Origin of the sequence: Xanthomonas sp. SS (assembly GCF_014236835.1) — a bacterium.
Taxonomy (GTDB): domain Bacteria; phylum Pseudomonadota; class Gammaproteobacteria; order Xanthomonadales; family Xanthomonadaceae; genus Xanthomonas_A.
Genome location: NZ_CP051190.1, coordinates 1,664,528 through 1,686,613 on the forward strand (window position 1 = coordinate 1,664,528; position 22,086 = coordinate 1,686,613).

The following is a 22,086-nucleotide window of genomic DNA, read 5'->3' on the forward strand; positions in this document are numbered from 1 at the left end:
GTCTCATGATGAGAGCCGCATTCGCCGAATTTCCGCTGACGCTCGCGCAGTCGGATATCTATCTGGACCAGCAACGGTTCCCGGCCGACCCGATCTACAACATCGGCGGCTACATCCGGATGCAGGAAATCGACCTGGCGCGGCTGCGCGATGCGCACCGCAGGCTCGTGCTCGACAACGAGGCGTTCGGCCTGCGCATGCGCGCTGGCCGCGACGGCGTGGTGCAGTACGTCTCGGCGCAGCGAAACGCGGAACTGCCGGAGTTCGATTTTTCCGCGTTCGCCGATCCTGAGGCCGAGGCGCGGGCGTGGATGCAGGAGCGCTTCCAGCACGCGTTCGATTTGCACGACAGCGAGCTCTACCTCGCCTGCGTGTTGCGGGTTTCTTCGCGGCAGCACTGGTACTGCGTGATCGCGCACCACTTGATGATCGACGGTTGGGGCTACGCCAATCTGGCTCATTGCCTGGCGGGCCACTACCGCGGCGAGAGCCAGGCGCCGTCGCTGCAATGGCGCGAAGTGGCGAACGATGACCAGGAGTATGTGGCCGGCGCACGCTACGTTGCGGACCGGGACTATTGGGCGGCACGCATCGGTGCGGTACCCGATCCGTTGCTGCCGCCATACCATCGCCGGCGTTTTGCCGTCGAACGCGCGACGCCGAGCGGACGCGAGACCACGGTTGTGCCGCTTGCGGACTACGCGCGGCTGGCGGATCTGGCCGCGCATTATCGGGTTGGGTTGCCGCAATTGCTGCTCGGCGCGTTCGCGTTGTGCGTATCACGCCTGGCCGACAGCGAGGAGGCGGTCATCGGCCTGCCGGTGCACAATCGTCGCGGCCACGCGCAGAAGCGAGCCATCGGCGTGTTCACCGGGATGCTTCCCCTAGCGTTGCACCTGCCGAACGACACCACTTTCGCCGCGCTGTTGCAGACGCTCGCGGAGCGGCAGCGCAGCGACTACCGGCGCCAGCGCTATCCGATCGGCCACCTCGGCCGCGACCTGGGCATCGCCGGCAGCGGTCGTAGCCTGTTCGACGCCAGTTTCAACTACCTCAAGCTCGACAGCCGCTTCGAGGTCGCCGGACGAACCGCGGAGATCTACTACCTCAGCCATGGCTATAGCCAGGCGCCGTTGGCGCTCACGGTATGGGAGTACGGCCATTCGCAACCGGTCGAGTTCCATTTCGACCACAACCTAGCGTACCTGGACGCGGTGGAGGCGCGCATGTTCGCGGCGCGGTTCCACGCGGTGCTGCGGCAGCTGCTCGAGACGCCCGGGATCGCCCTGGACGACATCGTGGCGATGACCGAAGGCGAGGCGACGCGCTGCGCGGGTCTGGCACTCGGCCCACCCGCGAGCGTCGCCGGCTTCGCCTATGCGCACCAACTCTTCCAGGACTATGCATTGCGCCGGCCCGAAGCGGTCGCAGTGGTCGACGACCAGCGCAGCGTGTCCTACGGCGAACTCGAGCGTCGTGCCAATCGCCTGGCGCGCACGTTGCGCGACTATGGCGTGCGCCCGGACGACCGTGTCGCGCTTTGCGGCGAACGCGACTGGACCTTGATGCTCGGCGTGCTGGGCATTCTCAAGGCGGGCGGCGCCTACCTGCCGATTGATCCGTCGCAGCCGGATGCGCGCATCGCCGCAATACTGGCGGACGCGATGCCGGTGCTGTGCCTGACCAGTACGGCGCTACGCGAACGGATCGGGGGTATCTGCGCCAGCCCATTGCTGGCCCTGGATGCGTGGGTCGACGACGCGATGCAGGAGGCGGACGAGGGGCTGGATCCCGACGCAATCGGTCTGGACCCCGGACATCTGGCCTATGTCATCTACACCTCCGGTTCGAGTGGAACACCCAAAGGCGTCATGCTGGAGCACGCCAGCCTGGCGCACCTGACCCAGTCCCTGCGCGACGTGTACGGCCTCGGCGCGGATGATCGCGTGCTGCAGTTCTCGTCGATCGCTTTCGACGCCGCGACCTGGGACTGGGCGCGCGCGTTCGCCGCAGGGGCGACGTTGTACATCTGTCCGGAGGACGCGCGCAGTTCCGGCGAAGGCCTGGGCCGCTACCTTCTGCAACACGGCATCACCCATGCCTTGATCCCGCCTGCCGCGTTGGCCCATCTGGACACCGCGCCCGGCTATGCGCTGCGTTCGTTGATCATTGGCGGCGACGTGTGCGATGCACGGCTGGCGGATGCTTGGACGCGCAAGTGCCGGCTGTTCAACGCCTACGGCCCGACAGAAGCGACGGTGGTGGTCAGCCAGGCGGAATTGACCCCGGGGACACAGGTGACGATCGGTTCGGCACTGCCGGGCTATGCGTTGCAGGTGGTCGATCGCGCCGGTCGGCTCGCGGCGATCGGCGCGCCGGGCGAGCTGTGGATCGCCGGTCCGGGCCTGGCGCGGGGCTACCTCGGGCGTGCGGACCTCACCGCCGCGCGCTTTGGCGAGGGCCGCGGCGCATTGGCCGGGCAACGCTGGTATCGCAGCGGCGACCGCGTCCGTCGCAACGCCGACGGCGCGCTCGAATTTCTTGGGCGTGTCGACGCACAGGTCAAGATCCGCGGGTTTCGTATCGAGCCGGGCGAGGTCGAGTCCGCCTTGCATCGCTGCGAGCAGCTGGCGTCCGCGTTCGTCGGTGCGGTGGGCGAGGGCGCGGGCAAGCGCCTAGTCGCCTGGATCGTCGCTGCGGCGGACAACGCCTTGGACGATGCGGCGCTGTTTGCGGCGCTGCGTACGACCCTGCGGCGCGATCTGCCCGAGTACATGATCCCGACGGCTTGGGTGAGGCTGGAACGGATGCCCCTGAATACCAGCGGCAAGGTCGACCGGAGGGCGCTCCCCATGCCTCCCGCCGTCGACGCCGACGTGGAAAATACGCCCGACACCGAAACCGAGCGGCGCATCGAAAGGTTGTGGTGCGAAGTACTGGGAATCCCGCGCGCGGATGTCGATCGCGATTTCTTCGCGCTCGGCGGTCATTCGTTGCTGGCTGCGCGTCTGGCGGTGGCGCTCAGCGAGGAGTTCGGCCGCAGTTGCGCGCTGCGCGACGTGTTCGAGCACCGCAGCATTCGCCAGCAGGTGCTTCACCTGGAGCACGCCGCAGCGGCATCCGCGGCGATTGTGCCCGCGCCTGCCGGGACGCCGCTGCCGCTGTCGTTCCAGCAGCGGCGCCTGTGGCTGACCGACCGCATCGAGGGAGCCGGCGCGCATTACAACATTCCGGCGGCCATGCGCTTACTGGGCGAGCTGGACCGGGGCGCGCTGGCCGCGGCCCTGCAGGCCGTCGCCCAGCATCATGCGGTACTGCGCACGGTCTACGCCGAGCATGACGGCGAGCCCGTCCAGACGATCCTGCCGCGCGCCATCGTGCCGCGTATCGTCGATGCTTCCACCACCCCGGAACACGCACGCCACGCTACGTCCCTCGCGTACTGGCGAACCGAGGCGTCAACCCCCTTCGATCTGGCCGCGGACCTGCCGCTGCGCGTGGTATTGGTGGCGTTCGCGCCACGCGACCACACGCTGTTGCTGACCCTCCATCACATCGCCGCCGATGGCTGGTCGATCGAGATCCTGGTGCGCGAACTTGGAGCTGCATATGCGGCGGCAATGCGCTGCGAAGATCCGCGCACGGCCTTGCTCGCTCCGAGCGTGCAGTACGCCGACTATGCCGTCTGGCAACGGCGCACGCTCACCGATGAGGCGCTGGCGGCGTCGCTGGATTTCTGGAGCGGAGCCTTGCATGGCGCGCCGCCATTGCATGCGCTGCCGCTGGATCGGCTGCGGGCGCCGCAGCCCGACGCGTTCGGCCATCATTTCGTCACTCCTATCGCACCATCCGCCGCGGCAGCGTTGCGTGGACTGGCGCAGGCGCACGATGCCACCGTGTTCATGGCGCTGCGCGCGGCGCTGGTGGCGTTGCTGTGGCGATGGAGCGGAGAGACCGACCTGATGGTCGGCGTGCCCGTCGCCGGTCGCGACCGGCCCGAGGTCGCGCCGCTGATCGGCTTCTTCGTCAACACCTTGGCGCTGCGCAGCGACGTCTCCGGCGACCCCACCTTCACCGAATTGCTGGTGCGCAGCAGAGAGGAGGTACTGTCCGCGTTCGCGCACCAGCTGTTGCCGTTCGATCACTTGGTTCACGCGCTGGCGCCGGCTCGGGTTCCCGGAGCCGCGCCGCTGTACCAGATCATGCTGTCGTTCGGCGCCGAGCCGCTTCCGGCGCTCGAACTCTCCGGTGTGGACGTACTGCGGTACGGGGGCGACGCACAGCTGATCCCGTTGAACGTCGATCTGGATGTCGCGGTCGAACGTGACGGAGACAGCTATGCGGTCCGTTGGCATTACCGGGCCGATTTGTTCGATGCGGCCAGCGTAGAGCGATTGGCCTGCGCTTTTCATCGGTTGCTGGAGGCCGCCGTGGCGAGTCCGCAGCAGCGGATCGGCGCGTTGCCGCTGCTTGGCGTCGGCGATGCCGCCGTGCTCGATGCCTGGGAAGGAACCGGCTGCGCCGCCGCCGACAGTTGGGCGCACGAGCGCATCGCCGCGCAGGCCATGCGTGCCGGCACGCATCCCGCGCTGGTCGATGGCGGTGTCGCGCTCGACTACGCCACGCTGGACGCCCAGGCCAACCGCCTAGCCCAGTGGCTGCGGGCGCGCGGTATTGGCGAGGGCGCCTGCATCGGCGTGTGCCTGGCGCGCGGCTGGCGCCAGCCGCTGGCGGCGCTGGCGGTCCTGAAGGCGGGGGCGGCCTATGTGCCGCTGGATCCGGTGACTCCGCAGGCACGCCTGCGCGATGCGGTCGTGGATGCCGGCATCGCGGTGGTGCTGAGCACGTCCGATCTGGCGGCGGAACTCGACCTCGGCGCCGTGGAAATGGCACTGCTCGATGCGCCGGGGATCGCGGCTGAACTGGAGGCGATGCCGGCGCAAGCGCCGCCGCTCGTCGTCACCGCTGCGACGCCGGCCTACGTGATCTTCACCTCCGGCTCCAGCGGCCGTCCCAAGGGCGTGGTCGTCGGCCATGGGGCGCTCGCCGCGTATCTGGACGGATTGCAGACACAGTGCAACGTCGGGCCCGCGGACAGGTTGCTGCAGTTCGCCTCGTTCGGTTTCGACGTCTATGTCGAAGAGTGCTTCATGGCCTTGTGCCATGGCGCGACCCTGGTGCTGCGCGACGAGGAGACGCTCGCCGACGGCGAGCGCTTCTGCTCCTGGGTGATGCGCCACCGCATCAGCGTGCTGAACCTGCCGACCGCGTTCTGGCACACGTTGGTGGAGACGCTGTCGCCCGAGGTCGCGCGCATGGCCGCGGACGTGCGCCTGTGCATGATCGGCGGCGAGGCGGCGCAGCCGGGCAAGATCCTTCGCTGGAACGCGCTCATGCCGCCCACGCTGCGGCTCCTGAATGGATATGGCCCTACCGAGGCGACGGTGACCGCCACGGTGGCGGACCTGGCGGACTTCGATGCGGCCAGCGCAGCGGTGCCGATCGGGCGGCCGTTGCCGCACGTGCGCTGCCGGGTGCTGGGAACGGCGCGCGAACGGGTACCGGTCGGCGTGGCCGGCGAGCTGTATCTGGGGGGCGCCAGCCTGGCGCTCGGCTACTTGCGGCAAGAGGCGCTCACCGCCGAACGCTTCGTGCAGTTGGACGGCGAGCGTTGGTACCGCAGCGGGGACCGGGTGCGCTGGCGCAACGACGGGCAGCTGGAGTTCCTGGGGCGGCTGGACGACCAGGTGAAGCTGCGCGGGTTCCGGATCGAGCTCGGCGAAATCCGCCTTCGTCTCGAAGCCCAGGCCGGCGTCGCGTCCGCGTTCGTGCAGGTGCTCGACTGCGGCGGCGAGCCTCGCCTGGCGGCTTGGGTGGTTCCCACCGCTCCGGTCGCCGACATCGCCTCGTTCGCCGCCGAGCTGCGGCATCGCCTTGGCCTGAGCTTGCCCGGCTACATGGTGCCATGGCAGATCGTGCCGATCGATGCGTTCCCGTTGACGCCCAGCGGCAAGGTCGATGCGCGCGCATTGCCGGAGCCGGCCGTCGGACAGGCGGACTTTGTCGCGCCGTCAACCGACACCGAGCGGGTCGTCGCGCAGGTGTGGAGCGAGCTGCTCGGCGGCGGGCCGATCAGCGCGGACGACGATTTTTTCGAGCTTGGCGGGCATTCATTGCTGGCGATGCGTGTCGTCGGCCAGCTCAGCCGGGCGCTGCGCAAGCGGGTGGGCGTGCGCACGTTATTCGAGCATCCCAGTGTACGCCGCCTGGCGGCCTGTCTGGACGCAATGGCGACGACCGAGGCGGTCGCCATCGTCCCGGTCGAACGCGGCGGTTTGCTGCCGCTGTCTTCGGCGCAAGAACAACTGTGGTTCCTGGCGCAGCTGGCGCCCGACTCGACGGCCTATCACATGTCCACCGCGCTGCGCCTGCATGGGGCAATGTGCGGCGATGCGTTGCGGGCGGCGTTCGCGGCGGTGGTGGCGCGGCACGAGGCGCTGCGAACGGTGTTCGTCGATGTCGACGGCATTCCGATGCAGGCGATCCGCGACGACGCGGACTCGGCCTTGTCCTGGACCGAGATCGCCGGCGCCGACGGCGCGGCGCTCGAAGCGGCAATGCGGACGCAGGCCTGCACACCGTTCGATCTCGGAGGCGATGCGCTGCTGCGCGTATGCCTGGCGCGCGAAGCGGAGGACCGCCACGTGCTGCTGGTAAGCGTTCACCATATCGTGTTCGACGGCTGGTCGATGGCTGTGCTGATGGATGAGGTGGCGGCTTGCTATACGGCGCTGCGCGAGGGACGCACGGCGCCGTTGCCACCGTTGTCGATCCAGTACGCCGACTATGCGGTCTGGCAGAGAGCGCAAGCGGACGCGGCGCACGATGCTTGCGCTGACTACTGGACGCGCACGCTGGAGGGCGCTCCGCGCTTGCTCGAGTTGCCGACCGACCGCCCGCGGCCGGCGCGACAGGTGCTGGCCGGCGACCGCGTCCCCATCGTCCTGGACGCAGGGCTGACGGCGGCATTGAGGGCGCTGGGCAGGCGCCGCGGCGCGACCTTGTTCACCACCTTGCTGGCTGGATGGGCCACGCTGATGGCACGCCTGAGTGGGCAGGAGGACTTGGTGCTCGGCATCGCCAGCGCCAACCGCGAACGTGAGGAGGTCCAAGGCCTGATCGGATTTTTCGTCAATTCCCTGGCGTTGCGCCTCGATGCCTTGAGCACTCTCACCGTCGCGCAATGGATCGACCAGACCCAGACACGTGTACTGGAGGCGCAGTCGCAGCAGGCGTTGCCATTCGACCGTGTGGTCCAGCGCGTGGCGCCCACGCGCAACCTGACCCACAGCCCCGTGTTCCAAGCGTTCTTCGCCTGGCAGGATGGCGATGTCGCCGACCTGAGCTTGCCGGGGATGCGGGTGGAGCCGATGGCGAGCGGCGAGGTGGTCGAAGCCAAGTTCGATCTCTCGCTGGCATTGCACGAAACCGCCGGGGGCGGTGTCGAAGGCGTCCTGGAATACGCCATGGCCTTGTTCGACCGCGAGACCGTACAGCGTTTCGTGGCGTGCTGGCGCACCTTGTTGCGCGCGATGGCGGATGGCGATGCGCTGGAGTTGGCCGAGCTGCCGCTGTTGGACGATGCCCAACGCCTGTGCCTGTTGCGCGATTGGTCGGGCCGGATTCTGCCTTACGCCGACGACGAGAAACTCGAGCAACGTTTCGACCGTATCGCCGCATCGATGCCGGACGCGATCGCCATCGTCGAAGGCGAGCGCAACTGGCGCTACGCCGAACTCGCCGCGCACTCGCGCTCGTTGGCCCGGCGCTTGCGCGCGCATGGAATCGTGGCGGGCGATCGGGTGGCGATCGAAGCGCCGCGCTCGGCGCTGCTGGTAGCGGCGCAGATCGCAGCGCTACGCTGCGGTGCGATCTATGTCCCGCTGGATCCGAACGTCCCGCAGGCGCGGCGCGACTTCATGCTCGATGACAGCGCGGCCAGGGTGTTGCTCGTGCCGACCGGCGAGGCCGACGAACTCGAACTGCGCCCGTTGGCGCATGCGTCGCAGGCCATGCCGGGCGAGGGCGTGGATGCGGTCGCCTACGTGATGTACACCTCCGGGTCCACCGGCAGGCCCAAAGGCGTGGCCGTGACGCACCGGGGCGTCCGTCGCCTGGTGGTCGACGGCGGCTACGGCGATTTCAGCGCTTCGGACCGCGTGGCGTTTGCCGCGAATCCGGCCTTCGATGCCAGCACCCTGGAGGTGTGGATGCCGCTATGCAATGGCGGCCGCCTCGTGATCGTCGATCAAGACACGCTGCTGGAGCCGCTGCGGCTGGCCGCGTTGTTGGAGCGCGAAGCGGTGACCGTGCTGTGGATGACGGTAGGCCTGTTCAACCACTATGCCGAAGAGATCGGTGCCGCATTGGGACGGCTGCGCGTGTTGATGATCGGCGGCGACGCGCTGGACTCGGCGATCGTGGCGCGCTTTTTGGCTTCGCATCCGCAGGTGCGCCTGTTCAACGGCTATGGCCCGACCGAGACCACGACGTTCGCATTGACCTATCCCGTCGTCTCGGCCTCGCCCGGACAGCGTATCCCTATCGGCCTGCCGATCCGCAATACCCGTATCTACGTGCTCGATGCGCGGCGCGAACCGGTGCCGGTGGGCGTGGTAGGCGAACTGTACATCGGCGGCGACGGCGTGGCTGCCTGCTATCTCAATCTTCCTGAACTGACCGCCGAACGTTTCCTGCCCGATCCTTTCCTCGGAGACCGCAGCCGCATGTATCGCAGCGGCGACCGGGTGCGCTGGCGCAACGACGGCACGGTGGAATTCATCGGGCGTACGGACCGGCAGGTGAAGATCCGCGGCTTCCGCGTCGAACTGGGCGAGATCGAAGCCTGCATCGGCGAACATCCAGGGGTGCGCGATGCCATCGTCGTGGCGCAGCAGGGCGCGAGCGGACGCACGTTGGCGGCGTATGTCGTATTCGATGCCTCGCTGTCGGGCGTGGACGCGGCGACGACGCTGCACGCACATCTCGCTGCTCGCATGCCGGACTACATGCTGCCGCAAGGCATCGTCGCGCTCGAGCGCTTCCCGCTGACCGCCAACGGCAAGGTCGACGTACGCGCACTGCCGCAGCTTACAGGTGCCGATGGCGGCCTCCACATTGCGCCGGCCACTCGGACCGAACAGGCGCTGGCCGAGATCTGGCAGCGCCTGCTCGGGCGCGAACGCGTCGGACGCAGCGACAACTTCTTCGTGCTCGGCGGCCATTCCCTGCTGGCCACGCGCGTGGCGGCCGAGATCGGGCGGCGCATGGGGGTGAAGACGCCGGTACGCATGCTGTTCGAGCTCCCGGAGTTGCACGCGCTTGCCGCCTGGGTCGATGCCAAGGTGGCGACGGACGCCATGCCGATCGCCAAGGTCGACCGCGCCGGTAGGCTGCCGTTGTCTTCGGCGCAGGAACGGCTCTGGTTCCTGGCGCAGCTCGAGCCGGAATCGACGGCCTACCACGTTCCCTTGGGGCTGCGCTTGCGCGGCGAGCTGGATCGTGCTGCGTTGCGCATGGCACTGGAGCGCGTGGTCGCGCGGCACGATGCCTTGCGTACCGTGTTCGTCGATGTCGACGGTACGCCCGCGCAGGTAGTGACCGCGGCCGGATCCGCAGCATTCGACTGGGAGTATCTCGACGCCCGTGATACGGGCGACGCCACCGCGCACCTCGCCGTCTCGGCCCAGAAGGCCTTCGACCTGGCCCATGGCCCGCTGTTGCGCGCCTGCCTGGTACGGGAGGCGGACACGCGCTATGCACTGCGGGTAACGGTGCATCACATCGTCTTCGACGGTTGGTCCGTGGGCCTGCTGATCGACGAGATCGCGACGCAGTACACCGCGTTGCGCGCGGGTGGCGCCGACCTCTTGCCGCCGTTGCCGATCCAGTATGTCGATTACGCCGCTTGGCAACGCGCACAACGCGAAGGACCGCAACAGCGCGTAAACGCGGAGTATTGGCGTCGCGCGCTCGCCGGCGCGCCCGGCCTGCTGGAGCTGCCCACCGACAGGCCGCGCCCGATGCAGCAGTCCTTCGCCGGCCAAACCCTGCCGTTCGTCTTCGATACGGAGTTGACGTCCGCGCTGAAGGTGCTGGGCATGCGTCGCGGCACCACCTTGTTCACAGTCGTGCTGGCCAGCTGGACGGCATTGCTGGCGCGCCTGAGCGGACAGCAGGACCTGGTGGTCGGCATCGCCAGCGCGAATCGCGGGCACGAGGACGTCCACGGCCTGATCGGACTGTTCGTCAACTCGATGGCGCTGCGTTTCGACCTGTCCTGCACGCCAACGGTGGCGGCCTGGATCGAGCAGGTGCGCACCCGCCTGCTCGAGGCCCAGGCGCATCAGGATCTGCCGTTCGATCGCGTGGTCGACCTGGTCGCCCCCACGCGCAGCCCGGCCCACAGTCCCTTGTTCCAGGCCTTCTTCGCCTGGGAGGACAGCAGTGCCGTCGATCTGTCATTGCCTGGGCTGCAGGTCGAGGCGTTGGCCGAGGATGTGGACGGGGAGGCCATGTTCGATCTCAGTGCGGCGCTTGGAGAGGTCGACGGCCGCATCGTCGGCGCACTGGAATATGCGACCGCGTTGTTCGACCGGCGGACGATCGAACGTATTGTGGTCATGTGGCGCCGCCTGGCGCGCGCCATGGCCGAGGACGAACTGTGCGCGCTGTCGGTATTGCCGTTGCTGGACGACACGGATTTGTCCGTGCTGCAGTCCTGGGAAGGCCGAGGGCACGCCGGCGGCGGCGACTGGGCGCACGAGCGCATCGCCGCGCAGGCCATGCGCGCCGGCGCGCATCCAGCGTTGGTCGATGGCGAGGTGGTGCTCGACTACGCCACGCTGGAGACCCAGGCCAACCGCCTGGCGCAGTGGCTGCGGGCGCGCGGTATTGGCGAGGGCGCCTGCGTTGGCGTGTGTCTGGCGCGTAGCTGGCGCCAGCCGCTGGCGGCGCTGGCGGTCCTCAAGGCGGGTGCGGCCTATGTGCCGCTGGATCCTGCACATCCACAGGTACGCCTGCGCGATGCGGTCGAGGACGCTTGCATTGGCGTAGTGCTGAGCACGTCCGATCTGGCGGCGGAACTCGACTTGGGCGGTGTGGAAATGGCGCTGCTGGATGCGCCGGGGATTGCGGCTGAACTGGAGGCGGCGCCGGCGCATGCGCCGCCGCTCGTCGTCAGCGGTGTGACGCCGGCCTACGTGATCTTCACTTCCGGCTCCAGCGGCCGTCCCAAGGGCGTGGTCGTCGGCCATGGGGCGCTCGCCGCGTACCTCGACGGATTGCAGGCACAGTGCAATATCGGACCTGCGGACAGGTTGCTGCAGTTCGCCTCGTTCGGTTTCGATGCGTACATCGAAGAATGCTTCATGGCTCTGTGCCACGGCGCGACCCTGGTGCTGCGCGACGAGGAGACGATCACCGACGGCGAGCGCTTCTGGTCCTGGGTCCTGCGCCACCGCATCAGCGTGCTGAACCTGCCGACCGCGTTCTGGCATGTCCTGGTGGAAACGCTGCCCCCTGCAGTGGCGGAGATGGCCGCGGGCGTGCGCCTTTGCGTGATCGGCGGCGAGGCGGCGCAGGCGGCGAAGGTGCTGCGCTGGAATGCGGCCATGCCGCTTGCCCTGCGGCTATTGAACACCTATGGCCCTACCGAAGCGACGGTGACCGCCACGGCAGTGGATCTGACGACTTTCGATGCGGCCAGCGCAGCGGTACCGATCGGGCGGCCGTTGCCGCACGTGCGCTGCCGGGTGCTGGGAACGGCGCGCGAACGGGTGCCGGTCGGCGTGGCCGGCGAGCTGTATCTGGGGGGCGCCAGCCTGGCGCTCGGCTATTTGCGGCAAGAGGCGCTCACCGCCGAACGCTTCGTGCAGTTGGACGGCGAGCGTTGGTACCGCAGCGGGGACCGGGTGCGCTGGCGCAACGACGGGCAGTTGGAGTTCCTGGGACGGCTGGACGACCAGGTGAAGCTGCGCGGGTTCCGGATCGAGCTGGGGGAGATCGAGAGCCGGCTGCATGCCGAGGGTTCGGTACGCGAGGCGGTGGTGGTGGTGCGCGGGGAGGCGGCGCAGGCGCGGCTGGTGGCGTACGTGACGCAGGCTTCGGAGGTGGCGCAGGCGCAGGCGTGGATCGACGAGCTGCAGGCGGCGCTGGCGTCGTCCCTGCCGGGCTACATGCAGCCGTCGGCGTACGTGGTGCTGGAGGCGCTGCCGCTGACGGTGAACGGGAAGGTGGACAAGGGCGCGCTGCCGGAGCCGGTGCACGCGCGCGGGGAGGAGGAGGAAGCGCCGTCGACCGAGACCGAACGGGCGCTGGCGCAGATCTGGAGCGGCATCCTCGGGCACGCGGACATCGGCGTCACCGCCAACTTCTTCGCACTGGGCGGTCACTCGCTGCTGGCCACGCGGATCGTGAGCGAGATCGGGCGAGCGCTGGGCAAGCAGGTGCCGGTGCGGGCGCTGTTCGAGCAGCCGACGCTGCGGGGCTTGGCGCAGTACGTGGAGCGTCAGGCGCGCAGCGGCTATGCGCCGATCCCGAAGGTGCCGCGCGTGGATGCACTGCCGTTGTCGTTCGCGCAGCAGCGGCTGTGGTTCATCGACCGTCTGGAGGGCGGCAGCACGCAGTACAACATGCCGGTGGCGCTGCGGCTGCGCGGCGGGCTGTCGGTGGTGGCGCTGGGCCAGGCGTTGGCGGGGTTGCTGGCGCGGCACGAGGTGCTGCGCACGGTGTACCGGGAGGTGGACGGCACGCCGTGGCAGGTGATCCAGGCGCAGGCGCAGGTGCCGTTGGCGCACGAGGACCTGAGCGCGTTGCCGGCGGAGGCGCAGGACGCGGCGGTGCAGGCCTGGGTGCAGCGGGAGGCGGGTCAGGGGTTCGACCTGGCGCACGAGCCGATGCTGCGGTGCCGGGTGCTGCGGCTGGAGGCCGAGGAGCACGCGGTGCTGTTCACGCTGCACCACATTGCCAGCGACGGCTGGTCGATGGGAGTGCTGGTGCGCGAGTTCGTGGCGCTGTATGCGGGTGCGCTGCGCGGGGAGGCGGCGGCGCTGGCGCCGCTGCCGGTGCAGTACGCGGACTATGCGGCGTGGCAGCGGGAGCGGTTGCAGGGGGCGTCGCTGGAGGCGGCGCTGGGGTACTGGCGGGAGCGGTTGCAGGGCCTGCCGGCGGTGCACGGGCTGCCGCTGGACCGGCCGCGCCCGGCGCGGCAGGCCTACGCGTCGGACTCGGTGGATCGGCTGCTGTCGCCCGTGTTGCTGCAAATGTGCAAGGACTTCGCTGCCGCGCATGACGCCACACTCTTCATGGTGCTGGAAGCGGCATTGGCGGCGCTGATCGCTCGTTGGAGCGGCGAGCACGACGTCGCAATCGGCACGCCGATCTCCGGGCGCGCCCACCAGGAACTCGAACCGCTGATCGGCTTCTTCATCAACACCGTGGTTCTGCGCAACGACCTGTCTGGCGACCCCGACTTCCAGACGCTGCTCGCGCGTACGCGCCGCACCGCGCTCGACACCTATGCGCACGATATCCCGTTCGAATTGATCGTCGATGAAATCAAGCCAGAGCGCAGCCTGGCCTACAATCCGCTTTGCCAGATCAAATTCATGCTGCAACACGGGGAGTCCGAAGCGCTGGCGCTTCCCGATGCGCAGGTCGACGTGATCGATGGCCTCTCCGGCAGCATCCGTTTCGACTTCGACCTCAATGCAGTCGATACCGACGACGGGTTGCAGCTGTACTGGAGCTACCAAACAGCGCTGTTCGATCGCGAGACGCTCGAACGCATGGCGCATGGCTATGAATGCCTGCTTGCGGCTGCGTTGCGCGAACCGGGCAAGCCGTTCAACCAGCTTCCGCTGCAGGATGAAAGCTTGCGCGAGCAGTTGCTGACGCAGGGCCGTGGCCCGCACAGCGAGCGCGGCCGCGAACAGCCGTTGATCCGGCAACTGCAGGCGCAGGCGCAGGCGACGCCGGAGGCGGTGGCGGTGCGCTGCGGAGCGGCGCAGATGACCTATCGCGAGCTGGACCGGGCGTCCAACCGGCTGGCGCAGGCCTTGGCCGAGCAGGGGGTGGGGCTGGGCGCGCGGGTGGGGGTGGCGCTGGAACGGTCGTTGCCGCTGCTGGTGGCGCTGCTGGGCGTGATGAAGAGCGGTGCGGCGTATGTGCCGGTGGATGCGCAGCAGGCGCCGGCGCGGGTGCAGGCGATCCTGGAGGATGCCGAGGTGGCGCTGGTGCTGGGAACGGGGGCGGCGTTGGCCGGCACGTCGGTCCAGGTCCTGGCCATGGACGGGGCCGCGGAGGCCTCGTGGCTGTCGGCGTACCCGGACGCGGCACCGGCGGTGGCGCTGGAGGCCACGCACAGCGCGTACGTGCTGTACACCTCCGGTTCGACCGGGGTGCCCAAGGGCGTGGAGGTGCTGCAGCGCGGGCTGACCGACTACTGCGCCTTCGCGCGAGGGAACTACTACGCCGAGCATCTGGCCGGTGCGCTGGTGGCGACCTCGCCGGCGTTCGACCTGACGGTGCCGAGCTTGTACGTGCCGTTGCTGGCGGGCGGGTGCGTGACGCTGCTGGCGGAGGCGGACGCCATGGCGGGCCTGGCGGCGGCGTTGGAAGCGGCGTCGGCGCCGGGGTGGTTGCTGCGCCTGACGCCCTCGCACGTGCAGGGGCTGCTGGCGTTGTCGGATGCGCAGCCGCGGCCGGGAGCGCATGTGTTCGTGGTGGGCGGGGAGGCGTTCGCGGCGGAGTTGGCGCAGGCGCTGCGGGCGAAGTACCCGCAGGCGCAGGTGTACAACCACTACGGTCCGACCGAGGCGGTGGTGGGGAGCAGCTGGTATGCGGTAGACGGCCAGGCGCCGTGCAGCGGGATGCTGCCGATCGGCCGGGCGATGGAGAACACGACGCTGTACGTGCTGGACGCGCGGATGGGGCTGCAGCCGGCGGGGGTGGCGGGGGAGCTGTACATCGGCGGGTGGGGGGTGGCGAAGGGCTATGTGAAGCGGGAGGCGTTGACGGCCGAGCGGTTCGTGGCCAGTCCGTTCGTGGCGGGGGAGCGGTTGTACCGCAGCGGGGACCGGGTGCGCTGGCGCAACGACGGGCAGCTGGAGTTCCTGGGGCGTCTGGACGACCAGGTGAAGCTGCGCGGGTTCCGGATCGAGCTGGGGGAGATCGAGAGCCGGCTGCATGCCGAGGGTTCGGTACGCGAGGCGGTGGTGGTGGTGCGCGGGGAGGGGGTGCAGGCGCGGCTGGTGGCGTACGTGACGCCGGCTTCGGAGGTGGTGCAGGCGCAGGCGTGGATCGAGACGCTGCAGGCGGCGCTGGCGTCGTCCCTGCCGGGCTACATGCAGCCGTCGGCGTACGTGGTGCTGGAGGCGCTGCCGCTGACGGTGAACGGGAAGGTGGACAAGGGCGCGCTGCCGGAGCCGGTGCACGCACGCGGGGAGGAGGAGGAAGCGCCGTCGACCGAGACCGAACGGGCGCTGGCGCAGATCTGGAGCGGCATCCTCGGGCACGCGGACATCGGCGTCACCGCCAACTTCTTCGCACTGGGCGGTCACTCGCTGCTGGCCACGCGGATCGTGAGCGAGATCGGGCGAGCGCTGGGCAAGCAGGTGCCGGTGCGGGCGCTGTTCGAGCAGCCGACGCTGCGGGGCTTGGCGCAGTACGTGGAGCGTCAGGCGCGCAGCGGCTATGCGCCGATCCCGAAGGTGCCGCGCGTGGATGCACTGCCGTTGTCGTTCGCGCAGCAGCGGCTGTGGTTCATCGACCGTCTGGAGGGCGGCAGCACGCAGTACAACATGCCGGTGGCGCTGCGGCTGCGCGGCGGGCTGTCGGTGGTGGCGCTGGGCCAGGCGTTGGCGGGGTTGCTGGCGCGGCACGAGGTGCTGCGCACGGTGTACCGGGAGGTGGACGGCACGCCGTGGCAGGTGATCCAGGCGCAGGCGCAGGTGCCGTTGGCGCACGAGGACCTGAGCGCGTTGCCGGCGGAGGCGCAGGACGCGGCGGTGCAGGCCTGGGTGCAGCGGGAGGCGGGTCAGGGGTTCGACCTGGCGCACGAGCCGATGCTGCGGTGCCGGGTGCTGCGGCTGGAGGCCGAGGAGCACGCGGTGCTGTTCACGCTGCACCACATTGCCAGCGACGGCTGGTCGATGGGAGTGCTGGTGCGCGAGTTCGTGGCGCTGTATGCGGGTGCGCTGCGCGGGGAGGCGGCGGCGCTGGCGCCGCTGCCGGTGCAGTACGCGGACTATGCGGCGTGGCAGCGGGAGCGGTTGCAGGGGGCGTCGCTGGAGGCGGCGCTGGGGTACTGGCGGGAGCGGTTGCAGGGCCTGCCGGCGGTGCACGGGCTGCCGCTGGACCGGCCGCGCCCGGCGCGGCAGGACTTTGCCGGCGGGCGGATCGAGCAGGGGATCGCAGCGGCGACGCTGGCGGGCCTGCAGGCGCTGGCGCAGCGGCACGATGCGAGCCTGTTCATGGTGCTGGAGGCAGCGTTGGCATGGTTGCTGGCCCGCTGGAGCGGGGAGCGGGACATCGTCATCGGCACGCCGATCGCCGGGCGGGTGCACCCGGACGTGGAGCCGCTGATCGGGTTCTTCGTGAACACGCTGGTGCTGCGCACGCAGCTGAGCGGGGAGGAGACGTTCGAGGGGCTGCTGGCGACGACGCGGGAGCGGGTGCTGGAGGCGTACACGCACCAGGAGATCCCGTTCGAGATGCTGGTGGACGAGCTCAAGCCGGTGCGCAGCCTGAGCCATGCGCCGTTGTTCCAGGTGTTGCTGTCGATGCGCAACACCGAGCAGGTGGCCTTGACGCTGCCGGGGCTGGAAGTGTCCTCGCTGGGCGAGGGGTATGAGCAGGCGAAGTTCGACCTGCAGCTGGCGGTGCAGGAGACGGGGGAGGGACTGCGGTTGGTCTGGGGCTATGCGACGCGCCTGTTCGAGGCGGCGAGCATCGACCGGCTGGCGCAGGCGTATGCGCAATTGCTGGCGCAGATCGTCGTGCAGCCGGACGCGCCGTTGGCCACGCTGCCGCTGATCGAAGAGAGCGAGCGCGCGATGTTGGCGGAGTGGAATGCGAACCAGCGACCTCTCCCCGATGCGGGGTTCCATCGGTTGTTCGCGCGGCAGGCGACAGCCACGCCCGATGCGATCGCCGTGCGCTGTGGCCCGGCTCACCTGACGTATCGCGAGCTGGACGAGGCTTCCAGCCGGCTGGCGCACGATCTCCGTAACCTCGGAGTGGATCGCGGCGCCTTGGTCGCCCTGTGCCTGGAGCGAAGCATCGATCTGCCGCTGGCGATCCTCGGCGTGCTGAAGGCCGGCGCGGCGTGGCTGCCGCTGGATCCGGCCTATCCCGATGCGCATCTGCAGTATGTGCTTGGAGACAGCGCAACACCGTTCGTGCTCGGGCACGCGGCAACGGCGGAGCGTCTATCGGCGCTCGGCGTGCCGGCGCGGATGCTGGATGCGCAGGAAATCTCGCGCTGGCCGCGGACCGCTCCCGAGGTTCCGGGCGAGTCGACGGCGGATCTGGCCTATGCGATCTATACCTCGGGCAGCACAGGTCGCCCCAAGGGGGTGCTGATCGAACACAGGTCGCTGTCGAACCTGGCGCTGAATCTCGGACCCGATGGTATCGCCGACGGCGTTCTCCACGGCTGTTGGGCCTTGGTCGGCTCGCATGCCTTCGATGGCTCGATCAAGGGGCTGATGCAGCTGGCGTGGGGCGGTTCCGTGCTGATCGTGCCGGAAGCCGTGAAGACCGATCCGGCGATGCTGCGCGCGCTCTTGCGATCGCAGCCGGTGGTCCTGATGGATTGCACGCCGTCGTTGCTGGAGTCCTGGCTGGCGGCGGGGCTGGAGGATTGCCTGCCGAACCTGGTGATCGGCGGCGAAGCGATTTCTTCCGGGCTGTGGCGCGAACTGGTCGCCTGGCAATCGCGTACGGGGCGCAAGGCGATCAACGTCTACGGCCCGACGGAATGCTGCGTGGACGCGACCTGGAGCGCAGTCCTGGGCGAGGCGCCGACGATCGGCCGCAATCTGGTCAATGTCGAGTGCCGCGTGCTGTCGCCTGCCGGTGCGCAGCAGCCGATCGGGGTACCCGGCGAGCTGTATATCGGCGGAGTGGGAGTGGGCCGCGGCTATCACCGCCACCCCGAGCTCACCGCCGAACGCTTTGTGCAGTTGGACGGCGAGCGTTGGTACCGCAGCGGGGACCGGGTGCGCTGGCGCAACGACGGGCAGCTGGAGTTCCTGGGACGGCTGGACGACCAGGTGAAGCTGCGCGGTTTCCGGATCGAGCTGGGGGAGATCGAGAGCCGGCTGCATGCCGAGGGTTCGGTACGCGAGGCGGTGGTGGTGGTGCGCGGGGAGGGGGTGCAGGCGCGGCTGGTGGCGTACGTGACGCCGGCCGCTGGAGAGGCGGCGGAGGCGTGGATCGACGAGCTGCAGGCGGCGCTGGCGTCGTCCCTGCCGGGCTACATGCAGCCGTCGGCGTACGTGGTGCTGGAGGCGCTGCCGCTGACGGTGAACGGGAAGGTGGACAAGGGCGCGCTGCCGGAGCCGGTGCATGTGCGCGGGGAGGAGGAGGAAGCGCCGTCGACCGAGACCGAACGGGCGCTGGCGCAGATCTGGAGCGGCATCCTCGGGCACGCGGACATCGGCGTCACCGCCAACTTCTTCGCACTGGGCGGTCACTCGCTGCTGGCCACGCGGATCGTGAGCGAGATCGGGCGAGCGCTGGGCAAGCAGGTGCCGGTGCGGGCGCTGTTCGAGCAGCCGACGCTGCGGGGCTTGGCGCAGTACGTGGAGCGTCAGGCGCGCAGCGGCTATGCGCCGATCCCGAAGGTGCCGCGCGTGGATGCACTGCCGTTGTCGTTCGCGCAGCAGCGGCTGTGGTTCATCGACCGTCTGGAGGGCGGCAGCACGCAGTACAACATGCCGGTGGCGCTGCGGCTGCGCGGCGGGCTGTCGGTGGTGGCGCTGGGCCAGGCGTTGGCGGGGTTGCTGGCGCGGCACGAGGTGCTGCGCACGGTGTACCGGGAGGTGGACGGCACGCCGTGGCAGGTGATCCAGGCGCAGGCGCAGGTGCCGTTGGCGCACGAGGACCTGAGCGCGTTGCCGGCGGAGGCGCAGGACGCGGCGGTGCAGGCCTGGGTGCAGCGGGAGGCGGGTCAGGGGTTCGACCTGGCGCACGAGCCGATGCTGCGGTGCCGGGTGCTGCGGCTGGAGGCCGAGGAGCACGCGGTGCTGTTCACGCTGCACCACATTGCCAGCGACGGCTGGTCGATGGGAGTGCTGGTGCGCGAGTTCGTGGCGCTGTATGCGGGTGCGCTGCGCGGGGAGGCGGCGGCGCTGGCGCCGCTGCCGGTGCAGTACGCGGACTATGCGGCGTGGCAGCGGGAGCGGTTGCAGGGGGCGTCGCTGGAGGCGGCGCTGGGGTACTGGCGGGAGCGGTTGCAGGGCCTGCCGGCGGTGCACGGGCTGCCGCTGGACCGGCCGCGCCCGGCGCGGCAGGACTTTGCCGGCGGGCGGATCGAGCAGGGGATCGCAGCGGCGACGCTGGCGGGCCTGCAGGCGCTGGCGCAGCGGCACGATGCGAGCCTGTTCATGGTGCTGGAGGCAGCGTTGGCATGGTTGCTGGCCCGCTGGAGCGGGGAGCGGGACATCGTCATCGGCACGCCGATCGCCGGGCGGGTGCACCCGGACGTGGAGCCGCTGATCGGGTTCTTCGTGAACACGCTGGTGCTGCGCACGCAGCTGAGCGGGGAGGAGACGTTCGAGGGGCTGCTGGCGACGACGCGGGAGCGGGTGCTGGAGGCGTACACGCACCAGGAGATCCCGTTCGAGATGCTGGTGGACGAGCTCAAGCCGGTGCGCAGCCTGAGCCATGCGCCGTTGTTCCAGGTGTTGCTGTCGATGCGCAACACCGAGCAGGTGGCCTTGACGCTGCCGGGGCTGGAAGTGTCCTCGCTGGGCGAGGGGTATGAGCAGGCGAAGTTCGACCTGCAGCTGGCGGTGCAGGAGACGGGGGAGGGACTGCGGTTGGTCTGGGGCTATGCGACGCGCCTGTTCGAGGCGGCGAGCATCGACCGGCTGGCGCAGGCGTATGCGCAATTGCTGGCGCAGATCGTCGTGCAGCCGGACGCGCCGTTGGCCACGCTGCCGCTGATCGAAGAGAGCGAGCGCGCGATGTTGGCGGAGTGGAATGCGAACCAGCGACCTCTCCCCGATGCGGGGTTCCATCGGTTGTTCGCGCGGCAGGCGACAGCCACGCCCGATGCGATCGCCGTGCGCTGTGGCCCGGCTCACCTGACGTATCGCGAGCTGGACGAGGCTTCCAGCCGGCTGGCGCACGATCTCCGTAACCTCGGAGTGGATCGCGGCGCCTTGGTCGCCCTGTGCCTGGAGCGAAGCATCGATCTGCCGCTGGCGATCCTCGGCGTGCTGAAGGCCGGCGCGGCGTGGCTGCCGCTGGATCCGGCCTATCCCGATGCGCATCTGCAGTATGTGCTTGGAGACAGCGCAACACCGTTCGTGCTCGGGCACGCGGCAACGGCGGAGCGTCTATCGGCGCTCGGCGTGCCGGCGCGGATGCTGGATGCGCAGGAAATCTCGCGCTGGCCGCGGACCGCTCCCGAGGTTCCGGGCGAGTCGACGGCGGATCTGGCCTATGCGATCTATACCTCGGGCAGCACAGGTCGCCCCAAGGGGGTGCTGATCGAACACAGGTCGCTGTCGAACCTGGCGCTGAATCTCGGACCCGATGGTATCGCCGACGGCGTTCTCCACGGCTGTTGGGCCTTGGTCGGCTCGCATGCCTTCGATGGCTCGATCAAGGGGCTGATGCAGCTGGCGTGGGGCGGTTCCGTGCTGATCGTGCCGGAAGCCGTGAAGACCGATCCGGCGATGCTGCGCGCGCTCTTGCGATCGCAGCCGGTGGTCCTGATGGATTGCACGCCGTCGTTGCTGGAGTCCTGGCTGGCGGCGGGGCTGGAGGATTGCCTGCCGAACCTGGTGATCGGCGGCGAAGCGATTTCTTCCGGGCTGTGGCGCGAACTGGTCGCCTGGCAATCGCGTACGGGGCGCAAGGCGATCAACGTCTACGGCCCGACGGAATGCTGCGTGGACGCGACCTGGAGCGCAGTCCTGGGCGAGGCGCCGACGATCGGCCGCAATCTGGTCAATGTCGAGTGCCGCGTGCTGTCGCCTGCCGGTGCGCAGCAGCCGATCGGGGTACCCGGCGAGCTGTATATCGGCGGAGTGGGAGTGGGCCGCGGCTATCACCGCCACCCCGAGCTCACCGCCGAACGCTTTGTGCAGTTGGACGGCGAGCGTTGGTACCGCAGCGGGGACCGGGTGCGCTGGCGCAACGACGGGCAGCTGGAGTTCCTGGGGCGTCTGGACGACCAGGTGAAGCTGCGCGGGTTCCGGATCGAGCTGGGGGAGATCGAGAGCCGGCTGCATGCCGAGGGTTCGGTACGCGAGGCGGTGGTGGTGGTGCGCGGGGAGGGGGTGCAGGCGCGGCTGGTGGCGTACGTGACGCCGGCTTCGGAGGTGGTGCAGGCGCAGGCGTGGATCGAGACGCTGCAGGCGGCGCTGGCGTCGTCCCTGCCGGGCTACATGCAGCCGTCGGCGTACGTGGTGCTGGAGGCGCTGCCGCTGACGGTGAACGGGAAGGTGGACAAGGGCGCGCTGCCGGAGCCGGTGCATGTGCGCGGGGAGGAGGAGGAAGCGCCGTCGACCGAGACCGAACGGGCGTTGGCGCAGATCTGGAGCGACGTCCTCGGGCACGCGGACATCAGCGTCACCGCCAGCTTCTTCGATCTCGGCGGCCATTCGTTGCTAGCGACGAGGCTGATCAATGCTGTCCAGCGTCGCATGGAGATGGAAGTGTCGATCCGCCTGTTGTTCGAGCGTTCCGACATTCGCAGCGTGGCCGCATTGATCGATGCGGAACGGTTGCGCAGACGCAATCGCGACATGGCGATGGAAGCAGGCAACCAAGTGGAAACGGAGTGGTGAT

1 protein-coding gene is annotated in these 22,086 nt (G+C 69.3%); it reads left to right on the forward strand.

Annotated elements, in window-relative coordinates; translation table 11 throughout:
* The first annotated feature begins 8 nt into the window (after positions 1–8).
* Positions 9–22,085 carry a non-ribosomal peptide synthase/polyketide synthase gene (locus HEP74_RS06935; protein WP_255427959.1) on the forward strand — a complete coding sequence of 7,359 codons (22,077 nt, stop codon included), beginning with the start codon at positions 9–11 and terminating at the stop codon, positions 22,083–22,085.
* Position 22,086 lies beyond the last annotated feature (1 nt).